This window comes from Aquitalea magnusonii (assembly GCF_003202035.1).
Lineage (GTDB): Bacteria > Pseudomonadota > Gammaproteobacteria > Burkholderiales > Chromobacteriaceae > Aquitalea > Aquitalea magnusonii.
The window spans coordinates 86784-108127 of sequence record NZ_QJKC01000006.1 but is presented as its reverse complement, the minus strand read 5'-3'; the positions used below and the strand labels follow the sequence as shown (position 1 = coordinate 108127).

The 21344-nt window shown below is 62.2% G+C and carries 21 protein-coding genes and 4 tRNA genes; 3 read left to right on the top strand and 22 right to left on the bottom strand.

Going from position 1 to position 21344, the window contains the following annotated elements; translation table 11 throughout:
* Positions 1-9: 9 nt before the first annotated feature.
* The 5 genes from DFR38_RS08170 to DFR38_RS08150 all read right to left on the bottom strand — a co-directional run bounded on the left by DFR38_RS08170 (position 10) and on the right by DFR38_RS08150 (position 1256).
* The gene (locus DFR38_RS08170) at positions 10-681 is read right to left on the bottom strand and encodes a GntR family transcriptional regulator (RefSeq protein WP_059284514.1); all 672 of its coding nucleotides are present in this window, start codon (positions 679-681) and stop codon (positions 10-12) included.
* Between the two features lie 166 nt (positions 682-847).
* Positions 848-923: transfer RNA gene (locus tag DFR38_RS08165), tRNA-His, on the bottom strand.
* Between the two features lie 49 nt (positions 924-972).
* Positions 973-1048 (bottom strand) — tRNA-His (locus DFR38_RS08160).
* A 35-nt stretch (positions 1049-1083) separates the two neighbouring features.
* Positions 1084-1160, bottom strand: a tRNA-Arg gene (locus DFR38_RS08155).
* A gap of 19 nt (positions 1161-1179) precedes the next feature.
* Positions 1180-1256 (bottom strand) — tRNA-Pro (locus tag DFR38_RS08150).
* Between the two features lie 261 nt (positions 1257-1517).
* Here DFR38_RS08150 and folD point away from each other — a divergent pair.
* From folD to DFR38_RS08135, 3 genes are all read left to right on the top strand, one after another.
* The gene (gene folD / locus DFR38_RS08145; RefSeq protein WP_059284513.1) at positions 1518-2369 is read left to right on the top strand and encodes a bifunctional methylenetetrahydrofolate dehydrogenase/methenyltetrahydrofolate cyclohydrolase FolD; all 852 of its coding nucleotides are present in this window, start codon (positions 1518-1520) and stop codon (positions 2367-2369) included.
* A 152-nt stretch (positions 2370-2521) separates the two neighbouring features.
* Positions 2522-3385, top strand: coding sequence for a formyltetrahydrofolate deformylase (purU, locus tag DFR38_RS08140; protein ID WP_059284512.1), 864 nt, complete (start codon positions 2522-2524; stop codon positions 3383-3385).
* A 9-nt stretch (positions 3386-3394) separates the two neighbouring features.
* On the top strand, positions 3395-3997 hold the full coding sequence (locus DFR38_RS08135; protein ID WP_059284511.1) for a hypothetical protein: 603 nt from the start codon (positions 3395-3397) through the stop codon (positions 3995-3997).
* Between the two features lie 118 nt (positions 3998-4115).
* Here DFR38_RS08135 and DFR38_RS08130 read toward each other — a convergent pair whose 3' ends face one another.
* The 17 genes from DFR38_RS08130 to alaS all read right to left on the bottom strand — a co-directional run bounded on the left by DFR38_RS08130 (position 4116) and on the right by alaS (position 21332).
* Complete coding sequence (locus DFR38_RS08130; protein WP_059284510.1) at positions 4116-4469, bottom strand: thioredoxin family protein; 354 nt, start codon at positions 4467-4469, stop codon at positions 4116-4118.
* 8 nt (positions 4470-4477) lie between these two features.
* Complete coding sequence (locus DFR38_RS08125) at positions 4478-4951, bottom strand: NUDIX hydrolase (protein WP_059284509.1); 474 nt, start codon at positions 4949-4951, stop codon at positions 4478-4480.
* Positions 4952-5129: 178 nt separating this feature from the next.
* Positions 5130-5957 carry an undecaprenyl-diphosphate phosphatase gene (locus tag DFR38_RS08120; protein ID WP_059284508.1) on the bottom strand — a complete coding sequence of 276 codons (828 nt, stop codon included), beginning with the start codon at positions 5955-5957 and terminating at the stop codon, positions 5130-5132.
* Between the two features lie 85 nt (positions 5958-6042).
* Positions 6043-7098 carry an alginate lyase family protein gene (locus tag DFR38_RS08115; RefSeq protein ID WP_059284507.1) on the bottom strand — a complete coding sequence of 352 codons (1056 nt, stop codon included), beginning with the start codon at positions 7096-7098 and terminating at the stop codon, positions 6043-6045.
* Positions 7099-7244: 146 nt separating this feature from the next.
* Complete coding sequence (locus DFR38_RS08110; RefSeq protein WP_059284506.1) at positions 7245-7868, bottom strand: YecA/YgfB family protein; 624 nt, start codon at positions 7866-7868, stop codon at positions 7245-7247.
* 95 nt (positions 7869-7963) lie between these two features.
* Positions 7964-8698 carry a proteasome-type protease gene (locus tag DFR38_RS08105; RefSeq protein ID WP_059284505.1) on the bottom strand — a complete coding sequence of 245 codons (735 nt, stop codon included), beginning with the start codon at positions 8696-8698 and terminating at the stop codon, positions 7964-7966.
* Between the two features lie 47 nt (positions 8699-8745).
* Positions 8746-9534, bottom strand: coding sequence for a transglutaminase family protein (locus tag DFR38_RS08100; RefSeq protein ID WP_059284560.1), 789 nt, complete (start codon positions 9532-9534; stop codon positions 8746-8748).
* Positions 9535-9561: 27 nt separating this feature from the next.
* Positions 9562-10494 carry an alpha-E domain-containing protein gene (locus DFR38_RS08095; protein WP_059284504.1) on the bottom strand — a complete coding sequence of 311 codons (933 nt, stop codon included), beginning with the start codon at positions 10492-10494 and terminating at the stop codon, positions 9562-9564.
* Positions 10488-11933 carry a circularly permuted type 2 ATP-grasp protein gene (locus tag DFR38_RS08090; RefSeq protein ID WP_059284503.1) on the bottom strand — a complete coding sequence of 482 codons (1446 nt, stop codon included), beginning with the start codon at positions 11931-11933 and terminating at the stop codon, positions 10488-10490. Before DFR38_RS08090 ends, DFR38_RS08095 begins: the two co-directional genes overlap by 7 nt.
* Positions 11934-12226: 293 nt before the next feature.
* On the bottom strand, positions 12227-12589 hold the full coding sequence (locus tag DFR38_RS08085) for a roadblock/LC7 domain-containing protein (protein WP_059284502.1): 363 nt from the start codon (positions 12587-12589) through the stop codon (positions 12227-12229).
* 49 nt (positions 12590-12638) lie between these two features.
* Positions 12639-13271: a hypothetical protein gene (locus DFR38_RS08080; protein WP_059284501.1), complete on the bottom strand. Its 633-nt coding sequence runs from the start codon at positions 13269-13271 to the stop codon at positions 12639-12641.
* Between the two features lie 2 nt (positions 13272-13273).
* Positions 13274-13816 (bottom strand): GTP-binding protein, encoded by a 543-nt coding sequence (locus DFR38_RS08075; protein ID WP_059284500.1) that lies wholly within the window; start codon positions 13814-13816, stop codon positions 13274-13276.
* Between the two features lie 18 nt (positions 13817-13834).
* Complete coding sequence (locus DFR38_RS08070) at positions 13835-15250, bottom strand: hypothetical protein (protein ID WP_110313252.1); 1416 nt, start codon at positions 15248-15250, stop codon at positions 13835-13837.
* A gap of 11 nt (positions 15251-15261) precedes the next feature.
* Complete coding sequence (locus DFR38_RS08065) at positions 15262-16734, bottom strand: hypothetical protein (RefSeq protein ID WP_110313251.1); 1473 nt, start codon at positions 16732-16734, stop codon at positions 15262-15264.
* A gap of 12 nt (positions 16735-16746) precedes the next feature.
* A complete protein-coding gene (locus DFR38_RS08060) occupies positions 16747-17514 on the bottom strand; it encodes an oxygen-binding di-iron domain-containing protein (RefSeq protein ID WP_110313250.1) in 768 nt (255 codons plus the stop codon).
* A 334-nt stretch (positions 17515-17848) separates the two neighbouring features.
* Positions 17849-18586 (bottom strand): substrate-binding periplasmic protein, encoded by a 738-nt coding sequence (locus tag DFR38_RS08055; protein ID WP_059286994.1) that lies wholly within the window; start codon positions 18584-18586, stop codon positions 17849-17851.
* Between the two features lie 112 nt (positions 18587-18698).
* On the bottom strand, positions 18699-21332 hold the full coding sequence (gene alaS, locus DFR38_RS08050; protein ID WP_059286998.1) for an alanine--tRNA ligase: 2634 nt from the start codon (positions 21330-21332) through the stop codon (positions 18699-18701).
* Between the last annotated feature and the right edge of the window lie 12 nt (positions 21333-21344).

The following is a 21344-nucleotide window of genomic DNA, read 5'->3' as shown; positions in this document are numbered from 1 at the left end:
GCAGCCGGCTCAGTGGCCTTGCTGGCCTTGCAGATAATGTTCCAGCGCATGTCCGGCGGACAGGATGTGGAAGCGGATGAATTCGGCCGCTTCTTCGGCAGCTCCCTGCTTGCACAGTTCCAGCAGCCGGGTGTGCTCCTCGTGGGCGCGCTCCATGGTGCGGGTAAACAGGATCTGCATGCGGGTGTAGCGGTCGGTCTTGTTGTGCAGCTGCTCGATCAGCGCCAGGGTATTGGGCCGCTTGGCGGCACGATACAGCGCCAGGTGAAAGCGCGAGTTGAGTTCGCCCCAGTGGCGGACATCGTTTTTTTGCAGGGCCACTTCGAATTCGTGCAGGGTCTGCTCGGCCAGCGTGATGTCGGCCGGGGTCTGACAGGGAATGGACGCCTTGAGCACCGAGCTTTCCAGCATGGCACGGATTTCCAGCAGTTCCAGCACATCATCCAGCGATAGCTTGGAGACGATGGCGCCCTTGTGGTCGATGATCTGGATCAGCCCTTCGGCCTCCAGCTGGCGCAGTGCTTCGCGCACCGGCACCCGGCTGACGCCGTATTCATTGGATAGCGCTTCCTGGCGCAATTGCTGGCCGTCGACGAATTCTCCCGAGAGAAGGCGCTGGCGAAGCGATTCGGTCACGGCACTGGTCAGCGTCTGGCGCTTGATCGGCTGCAGGGTAGTCATGGTTTTTAGTGTCTGTCAGTCAATCGGATAAATGCAAATGTATTCGATTATACGGGGCTTGTACTGTCAGACAAGAGGACATTGCGTAGGTTTTTGTCGCAAATGTGAAAGATTTTGCTGAAAACAAAAGAAAAACCCGGCCGAAGCCGGGTTTTTCTTATCAGACTGGGGTGGATGATGGGGCTCGAACCCACGACAACAGGAATCACAATCCTGGACTCTACCAACTGAGCTACATCCACCGCTGAAGCGGTGCGACACATCAGCGCGGGGCTGACTGTCTGAATAGGGTGGGGTGGATGATGGGGCTCGAACCCACGACAACAGGAATCACAATCCTGGACTCTACCAACTGAGCTACATCCACCACAGGGTACTGCATTCTACAACAACTTCGGTTACTGGTGCGCCCGACAGGAATCGAACCTGTAACCCCCGGCTTAGAAGGCCGGTGCTCTATCCGGTTGAGCTACGGGCACTCACATATCGGGCTTTGTCTGGTCGGGGCGGCGGGATTCGAACTCGCGACCCCCTGATCCCAAATCAGGTGCGCTACCAGGCTGCGCTACGCCCCGACGACAGAGAACGCAAATATACGGATTGGGCTTGAAGCTGTCAACACTGTGTTGCAATTTTTTTTGCCGTGCTGCGGGCGGTCCTTGGCCGGGTGCGCCAGCCGGCTGTCACGGGCCGGCAAGTAACTACATGATATATAGATGCTTATTTTGTGAATTTTGCTTTACGTGAAATTATTCCTAATGTATTTTTGTGGTTTCGTAAAAATCCAAAAAATGAGAAAATTGCCGCCTCTTTTCAAGTTCCATACGGAATCAGGCATGGCAGCGCAACTCATTGATGGTAAGGCAGTAGCAGAACAACTCATCGCCAAGGTTGGCGAGGGCGTGCAGGCCCGGGTGGCGGCAGGCAAGCGGGCACCGGCCCTGGCGGTGATCCTGGTGGGCAACGATCCTGCTTCCAGCGTTTATGTAGGCAGCAAGAAGCGCTCCTGCGAAAAGGCCGGCATCCGCTCGGTGGCTTATGATCTGCCGGCGGAAACCAGCCAGCAGCAGCTGCTGGACATTATCGATACCCTGAATGCCGACGCCACGGTAGACGGTATCCTGGTGCAGTTGCCGCTGCCCAAGCAGATCGACCCGCAAGCGGTGATCGAGCGCATCGATCCGAAAAAGGATGTCGACGGCTTCCATCCCTATAATATGGGCCGTCTGGCCATCAAGATGCCGCTGCTGCGTCCCTGCACGCCGCGTGGCGTGATGACGCTGCTGGAAGAATATGGCATCGATCCCAAGGGCAAGAAGGCGGTGATCGTGGGTGCATCCAATATCGTCGGTCGCCCGCAGGCGCTGGAAATGCTGCTGGCCCGCGCCACGGTGACGGTTTGCCACAGTGCCACGCAGGACCTGGCGCGTGAAGTGGGCGAGGCGGACATCGTGGTGGCTGCCGTGGGCATGCCCGGCTTTATCAAGGGCGAATGGATCAAGCCGGGCGCGGTGGTGATCGATGTGGGCATCAATCGCCTGGACACCGGCAAGCTGGTGGGGGATGTGGAATTCGCCGCAGCCGCCGAACGCGCCAGCTTCATCACCCCGGTGCCGGGTGGTGTGGGTCCGATGACCGTGGCAACGCTGTTGCAGAATACGCTGGATTCGGCCAATCTGAACGCCTGATCCCGTTTACCGGCAAGCAGCGCCACAGGCGGCAGGGGCAGTTTCCCTGCGGCATGTGGCGTTTGTCATTTTGCGGGCAGCGCGGACCAACCGTATTTGCAAGTGGTGGCCAGTTGGCCGCCGTTGATTATGTAAAGAAAAGAGACTGGATAATGAGCAATACCCGACAATCGGCCACGCTGCTGATCAGCGCTCCGGACAAGAAGGGCCTGGTAGCGGCCCTGGCCAATTTCCTGATGACCTATAACGCCAACATCATGCATGCCGACCAGCATCAGGACACCAGCGAAAACCTGTTCCTGATGCGCATCCAGTGGGAGCTGGATGGCTTTACCCTGCCGATGGATGCATTTGCCGCGGCTTTCCAGCCGATTGCCGCCGAGCACAACATGACCTGGAAGGTGTCGCTGTCCAGCCGCAAGCCGCGCATGGCCATTTTCGTGTCCAAGTACGAGCACTGCCTGGTGGATCTCTTGCACCGCTGGCGTATTGGTGAGCTGAACTGCGATATTCCGCTGGTGATCTCCAATCACGAGGATTGCCGCCGTCTGGTGGAATTCAATGGCATCCCCTTCCATGTGGTGCCGGTGACGCGTGACAACAAGGCCGAGGCCGAGGCCGAGCAGTTCCGCCTGCTGGAAGAGGCCGGTGTCGATTTCATCGTGCTGGCGCGTTACATGCAGGTGCTGTCCGGCGAGTTCGTCAAGCGCTACCCGGACCGTGTCATCAATATCCACCACAGCTTCCTGCCGGCATTTGATGGTGCCAAGCCTTACCACCGTGCCTTTGCCCGTGGCGTGAAGCTGATTGGGGCCACCAGTCACTATGTGACAGAGGATCTGGACGAAGGTCCGATCATCGAGCAGGAAGTGACGCGCATTTCGCACCGTGACGATGTGGAAGACCTGATCCAGAAAGGCCGCGACCTGGAAAAAGTGGTGTTGTCGCGCGCCGTGCGCTGGCATGTGGACGACCGCATCCTGTCCTACTCCAACAAAACCGTCGTTTTCGACTGAGCCGGCACCATGCATCGTCTGATTGATGATTTCATCGGCCTGCTGCGCTTCCGGGTCGGCCCGCTGGAGCAATACCAGTATCCACGCTGGTTGGCAGCCCTGCTGCTGACCGTGCTGGGGCTGGTGGCCAGCGGTGGCACCGCGGAGCTGGGCAATGATATTGCCGGGCGCATGGGTTTCATGCTGCTGTTCACCTGGCTGGAAACGCTGCTGTTCACCCAGTTCATGACCATCTGGCTGCGGCTGGCCAAATGGCAGCCCACGGCTTCGCTGTTCGGGCTGATCGTACTGTGCAACAGCCTGCAGTTTTTCGAGCCGCTGACCAGCTGGCTGCCGGACGATGCTGCGCTGGGGGCTGACCTGGCACTGTCGCTGCTGACCATCGCCCTGCTGGTGAATGGCCTGGCGGTGGTGTCCGGGGTGGGCCGGGTGCGTGTGCTGTTGGGGGTGATGCTGTTTGCCCCGGTGGCCATGCTGACCCTGGCCATGTGTTTGCAGCTGTCTGCATCGCTGGGCTGGGTCACCATTCCGCAGGACATGCTCAGCTCGGTGAGCGAGGCGACCGCGCCGGCTGCCGATGCCCCGGTCGACGGCGGCAAGAGCGATCTGTAAACCCCGGCCTGGCCGGTGGGCAGTAACAACAAGGGCAGCCCGCGGGCTGCCCTTGTTGCGTGGCAAGGCTAGATGGGCAGGGGCTGAAGTGCTCTGGAGCGCGTGGTGCGGTGGGGTGTCAGGGCTCTTCTTCTGCCGCAGTGGCCAGCAGGGCGTCCAGTGCCTGCTTGAGGGCCTGGGCCTGCAAGGGGCTGTGCAGCTGGCCGTGATACTGGCCATCGACAAACAGCAGCAAGGTGGGCAGGTGGAAGATGTCGAACTGGTGTGCCAGTGCCATGGATTGCTGCACATCGACATAGGCCAGTTGTTGCAGCGCAGGCGGCTGCCACTGGCTCAAGGCTTGCCGCCAGCTGCGACAGGCGGAACAGCCCGGCTGGCCGAACAGCACCAGTGTGTTGCCGGGCAGTGCCGGCAGGCGGTGATGGAAGTCGAATTCGTCCAGCGTCAGCCAGACGGGGGCGCTGGCTGGCATGGTCCGGTTCAGTCTACCTTGGCGATGTAACGCGCCAGCCCCAGGATGGCACGCAGCGCCTGACCCTTGGCGGTTTCCTCGCCGCGCAGCCGTGCATAGCGCCGCAGGATGGCTCGGCCCTCGACAAACAGGTCGACATCGGTATCCGGAGAGGAGACCAGGGCAATGCGTTCGATTTCCCCTTGCGGCTTGGGTTGGCCCTGGGCAATGCACAGGTAAACCTTGTGGGCGTTATGCGGGGTGATGTGGTCAAACAGGTAGAGCATGGAATTGATGCGCAGGCCGGTTTCTTCGCGGATTTCGCGAATCAGGGCCTGGGAGCGCAGCTCGCCCCGGCTGGCCTTGCCGCCCGGCAGATTGTAGCGACCGCCGCGTGCTGCCGTGACCAGCACGCCATCCGGCAGCTCGATGATGGCGGTAGCGCGTCTTGCCAGATCAGCCGGCAGCCGTTGATCCGGTTTTTTGTCGTCCAAAGTTCTCATTCGTCTCTATTAACAGATACGGGCCGCAAAATGGCGGCCCTTTTCTGCAATCTATTCTAATTGAAGGAACTGGCAGGAACAAACAGTCAATGCTTCTTTATGTCAGATGGCAGTTAAATAAACGTCAATCATACCAAAGTCGCTTTATTTTTTTAATTTAAACTTTCAACAGTTTAAATTAAATAAATTTCATCAGCAGGCCGCCAATGCCCAGCGCCAGGCAGTACAGGCCGAATGGACGCAGTGATTCGATTTCGGTTTTCTTGAAATAGCGCATCAGAAACCAGGTGCTGGCATAGGCGCACAAACCGGCGAGCGCGCCGCAGGCCAGCAGCAGTCCCCAGGGCTGGGCATGGCCGGCATGGGCCAGCTTGGGAATCTCCAGCACGCCGGCCGCCGCGATGATGGGGGTTGCCAGCAAAAAGGAAAAGCGCGCCGCCGAGGCATGATCCAGCCCATGGGCCAGACCGCTGAGCAGGGTGACCCCCGAGCGGGAAATGCCGGGCAGCAGCGCCAGCGCCTGGCCGCTGCCGATCTTGATGGCCCCCAGTATCGTCAGCTGGTCCAGGTCCTTGTGCGGCTGGCGTTTGCCCAGTCGCTCGCCCCACAGCAGTAACAGACCGTTCAATGCCAGGAAAACCAGCACGGCGGTGGCGCTGCTGAACAGTACGCGCAACTGCTTTTCCAGCAGCAGGCCGATCAGGCCGGCCGGGATGGTACCGGCAATCAGCCGCCACATCAGCCTGGCCTCGGCATTGTCCGCCCGGCCGCGCGCACGCAGAAAGCCGCCGATCAGTTGCTGCCAGTCACGGTGGAAGTACAGCAGCAGGGCAATGGCCGTCCCCAGATGCAGCATCACCATGAAGGGCAGAAAATCCGGATGGCTGCGGTTGAGCGACCAGTGCAGCCAGTCCGGAATCAGGATGCCATGTCCCAGGCTGCTGATGGGGAACAGTTCGCTGATGCCTTGGATGACGGCAAACAGTAGGGCTTCAATCGGATTCATGGTGTGGACCGGTGACGGATAAGTAAGAAAAGCAGCGTTTTAGCACGATATGATGGCAATTTGATGACATGTCATCGTTTTCTGCCTATGGCCAGCATTGTGCAATCCAGTCCGGGATGGCCGCGCCGGTCAGCGTCGGCGTACGGTAGGCGGGTGACAGGCGGGCTGCCAGGGCATACAGATAGTGGCTGGTGGCCGGCTGCCAGCTACCGGAAAAGCCGGGCAGGCCGGCTTCGCGCCGTACATAGTCGAAGCGCACGCGCGAGTTGACGAACTCCTGGTGCTGCAGTGTGCCCTCGGCATAGGGGCGCAGCCAGTCCAGCGCCTGCTGCAGGCTGCCACCCTGGCGGCCTTTGCGTTCCAGCCACTGTTCGCCGGCCTGGCGGGCGGCAATGGCAGCGCGTACCAGCGGTTCCAGGTCGTAGGTGACGTAGTGCAGGGCGTCTCTTTCCTGGAAGTCCCAGGTTTCGCCCTGGGCGCTGATATTGTTGGCGATATGCTGCAGATACAGCTCGCCGGCGGTTTTCAGCATGGCCTCATCCTGCAGGGCCACGGCACTGAGGGTGATCAGCTTGAGGCGATGGCTGTTCCAGTTATTGATGAAAGTGCCACTGAGCGGTGTTTTGGCCTGGCGGATACGCTGGATGTAGCCGCTGGCCATGGTGCGCAGGAAGGCGGCGGTTTGCTGCCGGGTGCTGGCCGGCAGGCTGCCAGCCGTGATGGCGTAGCTGTCGATCAGCGCGTCGAGGTCGGTTTCGTCGATGGGGTTGAAGGAGATCTGGTAGCTGGCCGTCCAGGCATCCAGGGAGCGGGCCAGGGCGGCCAGCAGGCGTGGGTCGGCGCTGGCCTGCCAGGCAAGGGCAAAGTCACGCATGTGCACCCAGTCCCGCTTGGCCTTGACGCTCTGGTCGAAGATGCCCTGATGCGGCAGGCTGCCTTCGGTGTGGATGTGGGCCAGTGGTGACGGCGGGATGTCCAGCTGGCGGATGGCGCGCTGTTGCAGAGAAATGGCAGCGGCTAGTCCGGGCTGGGGTGAGCACCAGTTGCCCATGTCGCGGGCCGGGGAGGCGGGGCTCCAGCCCAGGCCCAGCAAAAGCATCAACAGCCACCTGGCTGGCAGGTGCGGCAGCGTGGTCAACATGGCGCAGAGGTCCGGCACGCCAACAAGAGCAGGCTGGTCAGCGCGGTGGGGTAAGGGAAGTGAAGCAGTTGATCTGTTGAGTCTACTGCAAATCAAAGCCGTTTGCTGTCTGGCCGTACAGTTGACAATGCTGCAGCGGGCTGCGCCTAGCGTTGCTCGTCTGCCTCGTCCTGCTCCAGCTCGGCTTCCATCTGGGCACGGATGGTGGCAAAGAACTGGTAGATTTCCTGCACGGCCGGCGAAATGGCGGCCAGCCATTGTTCGCGCTGGCTACTGTCGCTGTTGTCGATGTAGGGGCGCATTTCCGGATCGGGGTGGCGTTCGAAAGCCAGTGCCATGATGGCTTCCAGCGCGCCGGCATGCTCGGCATCGTCAAACAGCAGGTTCCAGTCATCCTGCTGCAACTGCATGCCTTCGACAAAGCCTTCGGCCCAGTCATTGCCGTGTACCACGCCTTGTTCATCGGCATCCAGCCAGGGTTGGAAGTCTGCCCCCTGTTGCAGGGTGTGGGCGATGTCCAGCCAGTGGCCCATCAGCAGGCCGACAAATTTTTCCAGATCCTTTTCGCTGCGGAAGGCTTGTTCGTCATCGAAGGCCTCGCCCAGAATCAGCGGCAGGCATTCGGTGGGCTTGATGGCTTCCGGCCCGCACAGCAGGGCGGTGAAGAAGCCATCCAGTTTTTCCAGATTCATGCACTGCAGGCGCTGGAAGCGTTGCAGGGTAGCGGACAGGCGCTGGTAATCGTTATCGGTCAGCGGTGCGTGTTTCATTCTGCGGGCATCTTTCAGTGGCAATGGCGCATTATCGCCGATCGGCCATGCGGCTGACCAATCTCATTCCTGCGCCAGCTCATTCCTGCACCAGCTCATTCCTTCCAGCGCATGGGCGGCAGGGCGGCGAAGGCTTCGCGCAAGGCCTGGCCCCAGCCGGTGTGCAATTGCTGGAAGTAGGGGTCGTGCTCGGTGATGCGCTGGTGGATGCCGGGGCCGAAGTCGTCCTTGTCATACACCAGCATGTCGATGGGCAGGCCGACCGACAGATTGCTCTTCATGGTGGAGTCAAAGCTGATCAAGGCACATTTGGCAGCGTCCTCCACCGGGGTGTGGTAGTTGACCACGCGGTCGATGATGGGCTTGCCGTATTTGGCTTCGCCGATCTGGAAGTAGGGCGTGTCCTGGGTGGCTTCGATGAAGTTGCCCTGCGGGTAGATATTGAACAACCGTGGCGCTTCGCCGCGGATCTGCCCGCCCAGCAGGAAGGAACAGCCGACTTCGATCTTGGACTGGCTCAGCGCCGGGCCGTCGCGTTCGGCGATTTCGCGCAGGGTGTCGCCCACCAGGCAGGCGGCGTCGTACATGGAGGGGACATTGAGGATGTTGCGCTCGTCCCGCCCGGCGCTGGCGCGCTGGCGCAGCAGGCTGACCACGCTCTGGGTGGTGGCCAGGTTGCCGGCAGACAGCAGCACCAGCAGCCGCTCGTCCGGCTGCTGGAAGAACTGCATTTTACGAAAGGTGGAGACATGGTCCACCCCGGCGTTGGTGCGGGAGTCCGAGGCGAACAGCATGCCGGATGCCAGATTCATGGCGACGCAGTAAGTCATGATGCAGCTACTTGTGTGGTGGAGTTAACAGCAATCTAGCCGGCTTGTTACTGTCCGTCCAGCCAGACGCGCGCCTGCGCCGTCATGCTTTCGGTGCCGCCGCCAAAGCGGACGCCGCGCACCGGGCAGGCATCCAGATAGTCCATGCCGATGGCCAGCTTGAGGTGATGCTCGTTGGCGGCCACCGCATTGGCCACGTCGAAACTGTGCCAGGCGCCGTCGACCCAGGCTTCGGCCCAGGCATGGCTGGAAACATGGTCGGCCGCATGGGCCGGCGAATAGACATAGCCACTGACATAGCGTGCCGGAATGCCCAGCTGGCGGGCGCAGCTGAGAAAGACGTGGGTATGGTCCTGGCACACGCCGGCACCTTTGGCAAAGGCATCGGCCGCCGGGGTATGGCTCTGGGTTTCGCCGGGCAGGAAGGGCATGCGTTCGCGTATGCCCTCGACCAGGCTTTGCAGCTGGCTCAGGCTGGGGGTGGGCTGGCGATAGCCGGCAGCAAACTGGCGCAGTGCTGCGTCCGGGGTGGTCAGCTCGGTCTGACGCAGGAAAAACAGCGGCGGCAGGGTGTCGCACACCGGTGCGGTATCTTCGGTTTCCACCGTGCCGCTGACCTTGATGCGGATTTCCTGGTGCGGGTAGTCCAGGGTGAGGACATGCAGGATGTTGCCGTAGCTGTCGGTACTGCGATGGGCCGATTCCGGCAATTCCAGCTGCCAGTCCAGAATGCGCAGGCCATTGCCGCCCTGCGGGGTCAGGCGCAGATACTGGGTGCTGTGACGCACCGGGCTGTCGTAGCGGTACAGCGTTTCATGACTGATGGCGAGTCTCATGACCATATCCTTTGGCAGTGCCTGCGATCAGGCGGTTTCCAGATAGCTGTGGTGAATCAGTTTGCCCAGCAGATTGATGTCGTCGATCAGGCTGTCCAGGGTTTGCTCCAGCCCATCGGCAAAGATGTCCTCGATGCTGCTGTAGGTGAGCCGCGCCTGGATTTCGCTGGCGCGGCGCCGGGCGGCACGGCCGGCCTGGCCTTCGATGCGCGCCAGCACCTTGTTGATTTCGGCAAAGCAGGCGCGCAGGCTGCGCGGCATGTCATGGCGCAGGATCAGCAGCTCGGCTACCCGCTCTGGCGTGACGCTGTCGCGGTAGATGTCGCGGTAGGCTTCAAAGCCGGACACCGAGCGCAGCAGTGCCGCCCACTGGTAGTAGTCGAGGATGTTTTCCGCTTCCGGCTCGTTGTCGCTGATCTGCTTGGTTTTCACATTGAGGATGCGCGCGGTGTTGTCGGCGCGTTCGATGAAGGTGCCCAGGCGGGAGAAGTGGAAGGTGTCGTTGCGCAACATGGTGCCGTAACCCGCGCCACGGAACAGGTGCGAGCGTTCGCGCACCCATTCAAGAAAGGTGGAGGCGCTGCGGGTATCCAGACCGCGGGCATGCCATTCACGCATTTCCAGCCAGGTGCCGTTCACCTGCTCCCACATCTCGGTGGTGATTTTCACCCGCACCACATGGGCGTTTTCCCGCGCATTACGCATGCAGTTGTAAATGCTGCCGGGGTTCTCGCTGTCCAGTGCCAGATAGTGCAGCACGGCTTGCGGCGTGGGAGTGTGGTGGCGCTGCAGAAAGTCGGCGGTGCTGCCGGTGACATCCAGCGGCACCAGCAGGTCGTCCTGCGACGAAGCATGCAGCAAAGACATCTGCAGGCTGACATCCAGCAAGCGCGCGGTGTTTTCGGCGCGTTCCATATTGCGTGCCATCCAGTACAGGCACCCTGCCATTCGGCTCAGCATGTGATGTCCTCCTTGAGAATCCAGGTGTCCTTGGTGCCGCCGCCCTGCGACGAATTGACCACCAGCGAACCTTCGCGCAGGGCCACGCGGGTGAGGCCGCCGGCCACCAGCTGCACTTTCTTGCCGGACAGCACGAAGGGACGCAGGTCGATATGGCGCGGTGCAATGCCGGCCTCGACAAAAGTGGGGCAGGTGGACAAGGACAAGGTGGGCTGGGCGATGAAATTGGCCGGGTCTTCCAGAATGCGCAGGCGATAGGCGTCGATTTCGGCCTGGGTGGCGGCCGGGCCGACCAGCATGCCGTAGCCGCCGGCACCGTGCACTTCCTTCACCACCAGTTCGGGCAGATGTTCCAGCACATAGGCCAGATCCTCCGGCTTGCGCAGCTGCCAGGTGGGCACATTGTGCAGGATGGGTTCCTCGCCCAGATAAAAGCGGATCATGTCCGGCACGTAGGGGTAGATGGACTTGTCGTCCGCCACGCCGGTGCCCACGGCATTGCATACCGTGACGCGGCCTTCGCGGTATACCGACATCAGCCCCGGCACGCCCAGCATGGAGCCGGCATTGAAGGCCAGCGGGTCGAGATAGGCATCGTCCAGCCGGCGGTAGATCACATCCACCCGCTGCGGGCCGGAGGTGGTGCGCATGTAGACATGGCCGTTTTTCACGAACAGGTCCTGCCCCTCCACCAGTTCCACTCCCATCTGGCTGGCGAGGAAGGCGTGCTCGAAATAGGCGCTGTTGTACTGGCCGGGGGTGAGCACCACCACGGTGGGGTTGTCCACCTCGGCCGGCGCCACGGCGCGCAGGGTGTCCAGCAACATATTGGGGTAATGCTCGACCGGGGTGATGTCGTGGCTGGCAAACAGCTCGGGGAACAGCCGCATCATCATCTTGCGGTTTTCCAGCATGTAGCTGACGCCGGAAGGGGTGCGCAGATTGTCTTCCAGCACGTAAAAGCCGCCATCGCTGTGACGGATGATGTCCACCCCGGCGATATGGGCGTACACCTGGCGTGGCAGGTCTATGCCCTGCATGGCCAGCTGGTAGCCGGCATTGGTGAGGATCTGCTCTGCCGGAATGATGCCGGCCTTGAGGATGTCCTGCTCGTGGTAGATGTCGTGCAGGAAGCGGTTGAGCGCGGTGACACGCTGGATGCAGCCGGCTTCCAGGGTTTTCCATTCGGCCGCGGAAATGATGCGGGGAATGGTATCGAAAGGAATCAGCCGTTCGGCCCCGCTTTCGTCGCCGTACACGGCAAAGGTGATGCCGACGCGGCGGAACAGGGTGTCGGCCTCGGCCTGCTTGTTGCGCAGCCAGTCTGGCGTTGCCTGGTTCAGCCAGCTGGCAAAATGCTGGTAGGACGGTCGGACTTGCTGTCCGGCAGCCAGCATCTCGTCGTAGTGGGTGTGGTCCAGCGGTGTGATCTGGTGCATCGCGCATTCCCCCTTGGTGGCTTGTACTGAACACTAGGCAATAAGCGTGCCTGTCAGCGTGGCCTGCCACTGTTGCGCCAGATGGTTGAAATCAGGGGGTGCCGTGGCGCCTGCGCATGGTGTGATTGATTAGTTATTGCTTACGGCAGGCGTAATTGAAAGCCTGGGTATGGCAGGCTGCACCGTTTTGACGCCAGGGGGCCGGCGTGGTGCGTGTACAGGAGTGAGAATGGTGCAGATCCGGACAGTGGCGCCCATGCACGTCACTGTCCGGCTGGCTTGGCGGCCGGGGGCTAGAGGATTTCGGCAATATTGCGCGCGGCGCGCTTGGCATCGAGGAAAATCAGCCCCAGCTTGGCTTCGCGGCGGGCAATCACCGTGAGCACGGCATCGCGGCCGGCATAGCTCATCAGGATGTAGCCGTTGTCACCCTTTACCATCACCTGTTCCAGTTCGCCGCGGGCCAGTTCCTTGGCGGTGCGTTCACCCAGTGACAGCATGGCGGCAGCCATGGCGCCCACCCGGTCTTCGTCCACATCCTGCGGCAGCAGGGCGGCCATGGTCAGGCCGTCGGATGAAATGATGGCCGACGCTTCGATATCGGCTGATGCGCCGTTGAGGTCACTCAGGATGGACTTGAGCATCTGTTCACGCATGGTTTTCTCCAGTGGGTATTCTTGGCCCGCGCGGCGGGCTGCTTCTTGTTCAAGCGTAACGACGACTGAGGAGCTCGATCAGCGTCACGAAATGTTCGTCTTGCAGGCGAGGGGTGCCACCGATCACCAGCACGAAGGATTGCTGCCCGACATGCAGCGGGTAAAACGCCAGCTCGCTGTGGCCGGCCGGATTGCTGATGGCCCAGGCCAGGTTGCTGATATTGAGATTGTTTTTCAGCAGCAGGGCGTGGCGGCGGCTCAGCGAAATGATGTCGCCGGCCAGCGCGGCGATTTCCTCGGCCGATTCGTGGTGAAAGCCGGCAGTGGCGTAATACAGGCCGTTGTCGTCGGCCAGCAGGGCGCGGCCGTTGCCGGACAGCGCCGCCAGCAGCGTGGGCAGCTGGCTTTCCAGATTGATGGCCAGTGGCGGGCGCGGCTGTTCGGTGCCGTGCACGAACTCCAGCCGCTGCAAGCGGTACAGTGTTTCCAGTCCCTTGCCCAGGTCGTTGCCGCTCCATTCTTCCAGCAGGGCCTCGGTCAGCGGTACGGAGTGGCCCAGCCGCAGGATCTGGGTCAGCAGTACCCGCGCGGCGTCCTGCTCCGGGCTGGATACGGCATAGTAGGCACCGGCGGGGCTGGCGATGGGGTAGAGCGTGTCCTTGAGCGAAAGGTGGTCGGACATGATCAGCTTTCCAGCCCGGGGTCGATGGAGAACAGCAAGGCCAGTACCAGCTTTTTCACGTCCTCGCGCGAGCGGGCATCGATTTCGAAAATGGGTGGGCGCATGTCGAATTTTTCCAGCAGCGCGGCATAGGTTTCAATGCTGGGGGTGGCGCGCAGATCGGTCTTGGTGACGCCGATCACCAGTGGTGCCGCCTTGAGCATGTCGCGAAAGGCATTGAGGAAAAACTGCAAATCCTTTACCGGATTGCTGCGGGTATTGTCCAGCAGCAGGATCAGGCCGATGCCGCCCTGGCTGAGGATGTCCCACATGAAGTCGAAGCGTTCCTGTCCCGGCGTGCCGTACAAATGCACCTTGGTGGCCTCGTCCAGCATCAGCACGCCGTAGTCCAGTGCCACCGTGGTGGTGTCCTTGCGGTTCAGCGTCATGTCGGAGGCGCGGGCATCGGTGGTCACCGGCGCGATATCGCTGATGGCGCCGATGGCCGTGGTTTTGCCGGCGCCAACCGGGCCGGCGAAGATGATCTTGTTATCGTAAGCGCGCATGGGGTTCCGTATTCCTGGTTACAGGCCAATGACCTTTTTCAGCAGGCGCGACAGCAATCTGCCGCCGCCCTGCACCGGTTTGGCCGGGCTGCTGGCCGGGGCGGGGCTGCTGTCTTGCGGCCGGCCGGGAGCTGCCACGGTTTCTGCTTTGCTGGCGGGACGTACCGGTTCGGAGGAGATGACCGACAGCTGCGGGCTGCGGCTGGGCAGGTCGAGAATGCCGATGCCGTAGGCTGCTGCCAGATAATTGAACAGATCTGCCGGCGGCACTTTGAGCAGGCGGGTGATCAGCTTCAGGTTGACTGGGGTACGGGTCAGAAAAGCGGTGATGCGCATGGCCTCCGGAATGGGCGGCAGCCGGGTCAGGTTGGGCCAGTACCGCAGCCGCAGCGGAGTGTCGGCGGCGATGCCGCGCATCAGCCGGCCGCGGCAGGTCCAGATGGCCAGCTGCCAGGCCAGGGTTTGCGGCCGGATTTCCTGCTGCACGGCGCTGACCGGGCTATTGCCATAGGGCTGCTGGTCCACTTCGTGGCTGGGGACGCTGCACAGCGGCTGCAGGGTTTCCAGTGGCTGCAGCAGCAGCGCCTTGTCCTGTGCCGGCAGCAAGACCAGTACCGGCACTTCGCGCACCCGGACCACGGCGGCCGTGCGCTGGCGCAGCAGGCGCGCCACCAGGCCGAACAGGCCGGCGCTGGGGTCGAAGCGTTCGACGCTGATCCTGCCTCCGGCGCTGGCCGCTGCGCTCTGTGCGGCGGGCAGCATGCTGCGTACCACCGTGGCCGCGGCGGCGGGGGCGCCAGGCACGGCTTCCGCGACGGGTTCCGGCAGGTCCATCAGCTGTGGCAGATCGGACGGGGCCGGGTCTTGCTGGTGTTGCTGGGCGGCCGTGGCGGCACGGTGCGCCTGTTGTGACTGGGTAATCACCTGGTCCAGCGTTGGCGCCACGCTGGCCACATAGGCGGCAGCTGCGCTGTGGTCGCCGGCAGCACTGGCCGCACTGGCCGGCAGCGTCACGGTGGCTGGCACGGTGACGGTGGCGGACGGCTGCGGCATGGTCGTGCCGAGCCGGATGGCGGGGGCGCGCTCATGGGCCAGCAGTTCGCGCATTTGCGGGAACAGGGTTTCGATGCGCACCGGCTTGCGCAGTACCGCGGCCGGCGCTTCGCCGGCCTGCGGCGGGGTGGTGGTGACAATCAGGGCCGGCAGATCGGGGTGGCTGGCACGGAAGTCATGCCAGGCATTCCAGCCGTCCACGCTGTCGACATCGACAATGGCCAGGTCCGGCACATGGCCGGGGGCTTCGTCCAGCAACTGGTACAGCTGGTGCGAGTGGTGCATGCGAAAGGCCATGCGGAACACCGACAGCTTGCGCGGGTCCATGCCCACCGGCATGACGGTGATGAGCTGTTGTTGGGGTGCGTTGCTGAGCATCATGATCCGGTTTCTCAGGCCGCAAGCCGGTGCTGGTTGAGGCGTTGTTGCATGGTCTGGACAAAGCGGCCGAGCATGCCGGTGATTTCCTCCGGCGGTGTCGCCAGCCGGTCGCGTATCTGCCGGGCCAGCCAGGTGAAGCGGGCCAGGTCGCCCAGGTGTTCGTACAGTTTCAATAGCGGCGGATACAGCTGGGCCTCGGCCGGGCTGGCGAGAATGGCCAGTTCCAGGGTCTGGATGGCCATGTCGATCTGGCCGAATTCGATGAACTGCTCGGCTTCGCTCAGGGCATTGTCCAGCGGGGTGCTGCTGGATGGCGCGTGATTCGCCGTCACCAGCGCTTGCCACTGCGGCGGGGGGCTGGCCGGCGGGATGTAGGCAAAGCGGCGGCCCAGTTCTTCCAGTGCCAGCCGGTCGGGCTGTGCTTCCAGTGCCAGCAGCAGCGGGTGCTGCCCCAGCTGGCAGCCCAGCTGTAGCAGCTGCTGCTTCAGCTGATGGCCGAAATTGCCCACGCTGACATGAAACTGCCACAGGTAGCGGCAGTACAGTGGCAGATTGCGTGTCATATAGCAGGCGCGCAGGGTGTCGATCAGCCGCGCCAGGGCGGCGTCCGGTGCGTTGGCCAGCTGCTGCAGGGCGGGCAGGGCAGCGGCTGGCTGGTGGCAGGCCAGCAGGATGCGTGCCTGGCGTTCTGCCGGCAGCAAGCTGGTCAGCAGCGTGATTTCGCGCTGGCTTAGCGGGGCCAGTTCGGCCTCGCCTTCCAGCAGCGGGACCCGTGGCAGCTGGCTGGCCTGCTGCACGGCTTCCTCGGCGCTGATGGCCGGCTGGCCGGGGGCTTGCATCACGGTGCGCAGCAGCAGCGCTTCATTGCTGGTGGCCGGCAGCGGATCACCCAGTTGCCGGTTGACCTCCTCGATGCCCAGCCCCAGCCGGCTTTCGGCCAGTACGCGCAGTGCCAGGTTTTGCGGGTCTTGCTGCAGGCCGGCGAATACCGCCTCGCTCAGTTGCTGGCGATCCAGCAGGCTGCGTTCGTGCAGGCGCTCCAGCATGTCGCTGTAGTCGTCTATCCAGTGCAGTTGCAGATAGAGTTCGGCCAGGCGGCGGATATGGGCCGGTGCATTGCTGGACGGGCCATCGACATAGGTGCGCAGGGCGAGGGCGGCCTGTTCCAGATAGCCGAACTCGAGAAAGACCTCGATTTCTGCCAGCGTATCCAGATCGTCCACCTCGTAGGACAGTGTCTGGTCTTCGCTGTCTTCCGCTTCGGCAGGGGCCGTGGCAGCAGGCTGCGGCGGGCTGGCCGGGCGTGGCGGCTGGCGGATGACGGCTTCGGGCAGCAGCACTGGCTGGCGCGGCATGCTGCTGCCGGGCTGGCGACGCAGCAGGGTGCGCAGCATCATGCCGATGAGCAGCAGCAACACGGCCACGGCGGCCAGCGCCTCGGGCGAGGCGCTCAGCTGATCAAACAGGGGGGCGTAACGGTCCATGCGCGCCGCCGCTCAGTCCAGGGTGAAGTCGGCGGCGGTGATCAGGTCCGTGCCACACTCCAGGGTTTCAAACCAGTCGAGGAAGCGTTTGACCATGTCCTTGCCTTTGAACGAGCCGCCATGCTGCGGCACGATCCATTCCACATCCAGCTGGCGCACCATCTGCACCCACAGCCGGCAGGCCTTGTTATTGGTCATGTAGCGCTTGTGAAAGCCCAGCATGTGGCTGTCCACCAGGTGGGCATCGAAGTCACTGACCGGCTTGCCGGCCTCATGGCCGTCCATCAGCGAGGCGCCGATGTCGCCGGAAAACAGGATCTTGCTGATCGGGTCGTATACCTGGAAAAAGCCCACGGTATGCAGATAGTGTGCCGGTACCACCTTGAGGGTGGATGCACCCAGGGTGACATTCATGCCGCGTGGCGGAATGGGAATCAGCCGGCCTTCGGTCACGCCGCGGATGCAGAAGTGCGGCAGGAAGCGCACCCATTCCTGGGCGATGATGATCTGGGCATCGGTGATCAGCAGCCAGCCATTGGCCGAGGCGATGATGTCCGGGTCCTGATGCGAGGCGAAAATATAGCGGGTGTGCGAGGGCAGGAAGTAATCGGCCAGTTCGGCGATCAGGTGCTTGTAGGTGAGGTTGCCACCGGGGTCCAGCAACATGCCGTCACCCTGGTCGATGATGGCGAACTGATTGGACTGGATGCCTTCACCCTGAACCAGTTCGGTAAAGGCGACGCATTTGTGATTGCCATCATCGTAAAGCACCAGAGCCATGGCTGTTCCTTGCGTGAAAATTGCCGTCAGAGCGCAAGTCGGTCGGGCAATTCTGCTGACGCGGGCTGACCCGGCCAGGGCCTGTTGTCAGCCGTCATCAATACTTGTGAGAAGGTGTTTATTATTTTCGTTTCGATATAAATCGTTTTGATATGAGTCAAGGATGGCAGAAATGCGGCCTGAATATTTGAATGGAATATTAGTTTTGCGAGCAAGAAGAAATCTGCATTGAATATCAGAGGCTTCGGGCAAGGCGGCTCACCGCGCCTGTTGCGTGGCTTTGCCGCTGGCATGAGGAGCGCAGCCAGCTGGCCACAGGGGCAGCAGCAGCCCGCTAACGGACTTTCAGCTGGCGCATGGCCTCGGTGATGGCCCGGACGACGGCCGGGTCGGTTTGCGGATTGGCTGCCAGGTAGAGCTCTTCGCCTTGCGGCATGCTGAGCGCCGGCTGGAACTGCTCGTCCGGTATCTTCAAGCGCGCCAGCTGGCTGTGCAGCTGCTCGGGATCGGCAATCAGCAGTTGCGCGGCACCGCTCAGCAGCAGTCGCGGGCATTCCTGCGGGCTGTTGGTGGTGAGGAACTGGCTGTTTTGCACGAAACCGGCCTTGATCAGGAATTCTTCCTGCACATCGTGATTGCCGACACAGACCTTGCAGCAGCTTTTCACCTGTTCCAGCGATTGCGGGGCCACCGTGGTTTCGCTGCTCAGCCGGTAGAACACCCGCTGCATGTGCCCAAGTGGCCCCAGCCAGACAAACTGCTTTTCGCGCGTGCTGGTGCGGGCGATGGAGTAGATCAGGGTGTTGGGACGGGTGGCGGCAATGCGATAAGCCCTGGCCCAGGGCAGGACCTGGATATCGGCCTTCAGCCCGGCGCGCGCCAGAATGTCCTTGACCAGCTGGGTATTGCGCCCGGCCACATTGCCCTGGCTGTCGATGGTGCTGAGCCAGGACGAGTTTTCAGTGACCACCAGCAGTTTGCCGTCAGCCAAGGCTATTCCGGGCAGGCAGTTACACAGCACCAGCAGCAGGGTGCGGCAGAGCCAGGCAAGGGTAGAGCGGCAGCTTGTCATGTTCAGGCTCTCCGGTGATCACTTATTCATTCAGTAACAAATTATAAACGCTGAAAATGACAAAAGCCGCAGGGTAGGCCCCTGCGGCTTTGTCCTTGCGGGCTGCGGCGGTTTACAGCTTGCCTTCCAGCCAGGACGGCAGGCTGGCCAGTGCTGCGGCCAGGTTTTCCGGCTGGGTGCCGCCGGCCTGGGCCATGTCCGGACGGCCACCACCCTTGCCACCTACTTGCAGGGCCACCTGATTCACCAGCTCACCGGCCTTGACCTTGCCGGTCAGGTCCTTGGAGACGCGGGCAATCAGGCTTACCTTGCCATCGGCCACGCAGGCCAGCAGGGCTACGCCGCTTTCCAGCTTGTCCATCAGCTTGTCGCTCATGTCGCGCAGGGTGGCGGCATCGATATCCTCGATCTTGCTGATCAGGCAGGACACGCCCTTGATGCTTTGCTGCTGGCTGGCCAGCAGCTGGTCGAGCTGACCCAGCGCCAGTTGGCCCTTCAGCTGCTGTGCCTGTTTCTGCGCGGCCTTCAGTTCGGCCTGCAGCTTTTCCAGCTTGGACAGCAGTTCGCCCGGCTGGGCCTGGGCGATGGCGGTGGCGGCTTTCAGTTCGCCATCCTGTGCCTGTACCAGTGCCACGGCAGCTTCGCCGGTGACGGCTTCGATACGGCGCACGCCAGCAGCCACGCCGGTTTCGGCGATGATCTTGAACAGGCCGATGTCACCGGTGCGCTTGACGTGGGTACCGCCGCACAGTTCGGTGGAGAAGTCGCCCATCTTCAGCACGCGCACGGTGTCGCCGTACTTTTCACCAAACAGCGCAATGGCGCCGGCCTTGATGGCGTCGTCGTAGGACATGTGGCCCACGCTGACTTCCACGTTGTGGATGACCACGCGGTTGACCACGCGCTCGATCTCGGCCAGTTGCTCGGCGGAAACCGGTTCGTTGTGGGCAAAGTCGAAGCGGGCACGTTCCGGGTTCACCAGCGAACCCTTCTGCGCCACGTGTTCACCCAGTACATGGCGCAGCGCGGCATGCAACAGGTGGGTGGCGGAGTGGTTGCGCGCGGTGGCGGCACGCTGGTGCAGGTCGATGGTGGCAGTCACGCTGTCGCCCACCTGCAGGCTGCCACGTGCCAGACGGCCCTTGTGACCGAATACGGCGGCTTGTACTTTCTGGGTGTCGGCCACGTCGAACAGTGCAGCCACGCCGCCCTGGGCGGAGATTTCACCCACATCGCCCACCTGACCGCCGCCTTCGGCGTAGAAGGCGGTATTGTCCAGCACCACGATGCCTTCGTCGCCGGCGTCCAGCTGCTGCACGGCTTCATTGCCCTTGTACAGTGCCAGCACCTTGGCCTCCACACTGGTGGATTCATAGCCGTTGAACACGGTGTCGGCACCGCTGTAGTCGACATTGCCGGCCATCTTGAAGGACGAGGCGGCACGGGCGCGCTCGCGCTGGGCTTCCATCGCCTTGTCAAAACCGGCCTGATCCACTTCCACTTCGCGTTCGCGGCAGATGTCGGCAGTCAGGTCCAGCGGGAAGCCGAAGGTGTCGTACAGCTTGAAGGCGGTTTCGCCATCCAGCACCTTGCTGTTGGCCGCCAGGGCGGTTTCCAGCAGCGCCATGCCCTTGTCCAGGGTTTCGGCAAAGCGCAGTTCTTCCTGACGCAGGGTGTCTTCGATTTCGGCCTGCTTCTGACGCAGTTCCGGATAGGCCTGGCCCATTTCCTCGGCCAGGTCGGCGACCAGCTTGTGGAAGAACAGACCCTTCTGGCCCAGCTTGTAACCGTGGCGGATGGCGCGGCGGATGATGCGACGCAGCACATAGCCACGGCCGTCGTTGGACGGGATCACGCCATCGGCAATCAGGAAGGAGCAGGCGCGGATATGGTCGGCAATCACCTTGAGCGACGGCACGTCCATGCTGAAGGGTACGCCGGTTTCACGCGCAGCGGCTTTCAGCAGGTTCTGGAACAGGTCGATCTCGTAGTTGGCGTGTACGTGTTGCAGCACGGCCGAGATGCGCTCCAGGCCCATGCCGGTGTCCACCGACGGCTTGGGCAGCGGATGCATGGTGCCGGACTCGTCGCGGTTGAACTGCATGAACACGTTGTTCCAGATTTCGATGAAGCGGTCGCCGTCTTCTTCCGGGCTTCCCGGCGGGCCGCCCCAGATATGGTCGCCGTGATCGTAGAAGATTTCGGTACACGGGCCGCAGGGGCCGGTGTCGCCCATTTGCCAGAAGTTGTCCGAGGCGTAGGGCGCGCCCTTGTTGTCGCCGATGCGGACAATCTTGTCTGCCGGAACGCCGATTTCCTTGTTCCAGATGTCAAAGGCTTCGTCGTCGGTGGCGTATACCGTCACCATCAGCTTGTCCTTGGGCAGGGCCAGCCATTGTTCGCCGGTGAGGAATTCCCAGGCGAAGTGGATGGCGTCGCGCTTGAAGTAGTCGCCAAAGCTGAAGTTGCCCAGCATTTCGAAGAAGGTATGGTGACGCGCGGTGTAGCCGACGTTTTCCAGGTCGTTGTGCTTGCCGCCGGCGCGTACGCATTTCTGGCTGGTGGTGGCGCGGGTATAGGGGCGCTTGTCAAAGCCGAGGAACACGTCCTTGAACTGGTTCATGCCGGCATTGGTGAACAGCAGGGTGGGGTCTTCCCACGGTACCAGCGAACTGGAAGCTACTACCTGGTGGCCTTTGGAGGCGAAGAAATCCAGGAATTTCTGGCGAATTTCGGAGGTTTTCATGTCGTTTTCGTC